This window comes from Vibrio sp. 10N.261.52.A1, assembly GCF_002876325.1.
GTDB classification, from domain to species: Bacteria; Pseudomonadota; Gammaproteobacteria; order Enterobacterales; family Vibrionaceae; genus Vibrio; species Vibrio chagasii.
The window spans coordinates 1-537 of record NZ_MCYD01000073.1; the positions used below are offsets into that span (position 1 = coordinate 1).

Consider the following 537-nt stretch of genomic DNA (forward strand, 5'->3'; position numbering starts at 1 on the left):
TAACAGCAAGTTACATATATTCAAATATTCTAAGTTCAGTGGCTTGATTAGAGTAGTAAGTAAATGTAAAGGAATGCGGATCAGCAATTGTTCAATATTCAATGTCGCTGATTCGGAAGGGTTTGATTAGGAACATATATTAATCTTTGAATCAGCGAGTCAATTTATGAAAAAAACGATTTTATCTTTATCTCTAATCACTGCATTTAGCTGTGTGGCAGCTCCTGTGACAATGGACAACTACGTTGTTGCTGAATCTGATTGGTATTTTGCTGGCGTACAAGAAAAAGTCGGCGTGAACACATGGATGCATGATGAACCGGTCAGCATAGACAATCAGCAAGTCATCCGTTCAAATCGCGATGTCGTCTACTCAATTGCCATCGTTGACGTCAGTAAAGGTGCAACGTTTACTGTTCCTGAGTCTGACGAATTTCAGATCATTCACATCATTGATGAGCATCATCTCTTTCACCAAGTCGTAAAAAATGGCGAGACCCTTGAAGTCAATGCGGATGATATTCAAGGTGAGTATGT

1 protein-coding gene is annotated in these 537 nt (G+C 39.1%); it reads left to right on the forward strand.

The window, feature by feature from the left end; translation table 11 throughout:
- Positions 1-166: 166 nt before the first annotated feature.
- Positions 167-537 (forward strand): DUF1254 domain-containing protein (locus BCT81_RS01065; RefSeq protein WP_133152476.1); only part of this gene is annotated, 371 nt, incomplete at its 3' end.